We start from the raw sequence: 2,444 nt of genomic DNA, 5'->3' as shown, positions 1-2,444 counted from the left end.
CCCTGGTCCTCGTCCTCCCCGGGGAGGACGAGGACCAGGGCGAGCGGGCGGCGCGCGGTGCCCGTGTAGCCGATCACCGCCGCGTCCCGGACGTTGGTGTGGCGGAGCTTGCGCCAGGCCCGGCGGCCGGACGGGTAGGGCTGGTCCAGGCGTTTGACGACCAGCCCCTCGATGCCGCTCGCGGGCAGGGTCTCGTACCAGGTCTCGGCCAGGTCCGGGTCGGTGGTCATCGGCACCGGCTGGAGGGGCGGGCCGAGGGGGACGAGGAGGTCGACCAGGAGGGCGCGGCGGCGTTCGTAGGGCTGGGCGCGTACGTCGAGGCCGGACAGTTCCAGGACGTCGAAGGCCGCGTACGAGGCGGGGAGCGTGCGCGCCAGGGCGGCGGCGCGGGCCGGGGTGGCCGCGGCGCGGCGCTGGACCAGGGCGAAGTCCGTACGGCCGGCGTGCCAGACCACCACCTCCCCGTCCAGGACGGTTCCGGCGGGCAGCTGTCGCGCGGCCGCCTCCAGGTCGGGGAAGGCGGCGGTCACGGTGCGGCCGCTACGGGCCTGGAGGACGACGCCCTCCGCCGTGCGGAGGACGACCATGCGGTGGCCGTCGAACTTCGGCTCGTAGGCCAGGCCCGGGCCGCGCGGGAGCGTGCGCACGGAGGCGGCCAGGGCCACGCGCACGGCGGGCGGTGTCATCGGGGGTTCCCGGGCAGCGTCCCGGCCTGCGCCGGGTCGAGGAGGGGGGCCAGGAGGTCTCCGTCGCGTTCGAGGCGGGGCGGGATGTCGTCGGCGAGGAACAGCAGGTCGGAGGGGTCCTTGCAGGACCTCAGCTCGGCCCAGGTGACGGGGGCGGAGGCGGTCGGCAGGGCCCGCGCGCGCAGGGTGTAGGGGGCGGCGGTGGTCTTGGCGGCGGCGTTCTGGCTGTGGTCGACGAAGACCTTGCCGGGGCGCAGGGCCTTGGCCATGCGGTGCACGACCAGATCGGGCAGGGCGGCCTCCGCCTCCTGGGCGAGGCGCTTGGCGTACGCGGACACCCGGGCGGACGGGGCCGGCTCCACGGCGACGGACAGGTGCAGGCCCTTGGAGCCGGAGGTCTTGGCGTACGCGTGCAGCCCGTCGGCGGCGAGGCGGTCGCGCAGCCAGAGGGCGACGGCGCAGCACTCGACGACGGTCGCGGGCGGGCCGGGGTCCAGGTCGAGGACGAGGCGGTCGGCCACGGCGGGGGTGGAGGCGGGCCACTGGTGGACGTGGAACTCGACCACCAGGTTGGCGGCCCAGATGAGGGCCGGCATGTCGGACACGAGCACCTGTTCGGCCCCGGGGTCCTCCGAGCGGGGCACGGGGGCGGTCTTCACCCAGGCGGGGGTGCCGGGCGGCGGGTTCTTGGTGAAGAACAGCTGGCCGTCGGGGCCGTCCGGATAGCGAAGGAACGACACCGGGCGGTCATGGATGTGCGCGAGGAGGGCAGGCGCGATGGTGGCGTAGTAGTGCAGCACCTCGCCCTTCGTGAAGCCGGTCCGCGGGTACAGGACCTTGTCCAGGTTGCTGAGCGCGATGCGACGCCCCTCCACTGATGTGATCGGCGTCATACGATGAGACTGCCATGAATCAGGCGAATCTGGAGGAACCGTGCGATCCATTTGGAACGGGGCGATCTCCTTCGGCCTGGTCAGCATCCCGATCAAGCTCGTGAACGCCACCGAGAGCCATTCCATCTCCTTCCGCCAGATCCACGTGACGGACGGCGGACGCGTCCGCTACCGCAAGGTGTGCGAGCTGGACGGGGAGGAGGTGCCCTCGGACGAGATCGGCAAGGGGTACGAGGAGGCGGACGGGTCGATCGTGCCGATCACGGACGAGGACCTGGCGCAGCTGCCGATCGCCACGGCGAAGACGATCGAGATCGTTTCGTTCGTGCCGGCCGATGAGATCGATCCGCTGCAGATGGATTCCGCCTATTACCTGGCGGCGAACGGGGCCACGGCGGCGAAGCCGTACACCCTGCTGAGGGAGGCGCTGAAGCGGAGCCGGAAGGTGGCCATCGCCAAGTTCGCGCTGCGGGGGCGGGAACGGCTGGGGATGCTGCGGGTCGTCGACGACGTCATCGCCATGCACGGGCTGCTGTGGCCCGACGAGATCCGGGTGCCGGAGGGGGTGGCGCCGGAGGCGTCGGTCTCGGTGCGGGAGGCGGAGCTGGATCTGGCGGACGCGCTGATGGCGACGTTGGGGGAGGTGGAGATGTCGTCCTTGCACGACGACTACCGGGAGGCCGTGGAGGCGATGATCGCGGCGAAGGCGGGGGGTGCGTTCGAGCCGTCGGAGGCGGTGGTGCAGCCGGCGGGCGGGCAGGTGATCGACCTGATGGCGGCGCTGGAGAGCAGCGTACGGGCGGCTCGGGCGTCGCGGGGCGGGGACGGGGGCGGGGGTGGGGAGGCCGAGGTGACGCCTATTCGG

At 72.9% G+C, this 2,444-nt stretch carries 3 protein-coding genes; 1 reads left to right on the top strand and 2 read right to left on the bottom strand.

What is annotated here, in order from left to right:
* Positions 1 to 686, bottom strand: a 686-nt coding sequence (locus VR44_RS38750; protein ID WP_052714033.1) for an ATP-dependent DNA ligase, incomplete at its 3' end; no start/stop codon positions are given.
* The gene (gene ligD / locus VR44_RS38745; RefSeq protein ID WP_045952381.1) at positions 683 to 1,579 is read right to left on the bottom strand and encodes a non-homologous end-joining DNA ligase; all 897 of its coding nucleotides are present in this window, start codon (positions 1,577 to 1,579) and stop codon (positions 683 to 685) included. The genes VR44_RS38750 and ligD, both read right to left, overlap by 4 nt.
* Positions 1,580 to 1,619: 40 nt before the next feature.
* On the opposite strand from ligD, the gene ku reads away from it, so the two are divergent.
* Positions 1,620 to 2,444, top strand: an 825-nt coding sequence (gene ku / locus VR44_RS38740) for a non-homologous end joining protein Ku (protein WP_045952380.1), incomplete at its 3' end; no start/stop codon positions are given.

This window comes from Streptomyces katrae (assembly GCF_000966975.1).
GTDB lineage: Bacteria > Actinomycetota > Actinomycetes > Streptomycetales > Streptomycetaceae > Streptomyces > Streptomyces katrae.
The sequence above is the reverse complement of the archived record's forward strand: the minus strand, read 5'-3'. Positions and strand labels throughout refer to the sequence as shown.

Excerpts from the sequence above, each read along its gene's own strand:
- ligD (WP_045952381.1), bottom strand. The coding sequence starts at position 1,579 with ATGACGCCGATCACATCAGTGGAGGGGCGTCGCATCGCGCTCAGCAAC.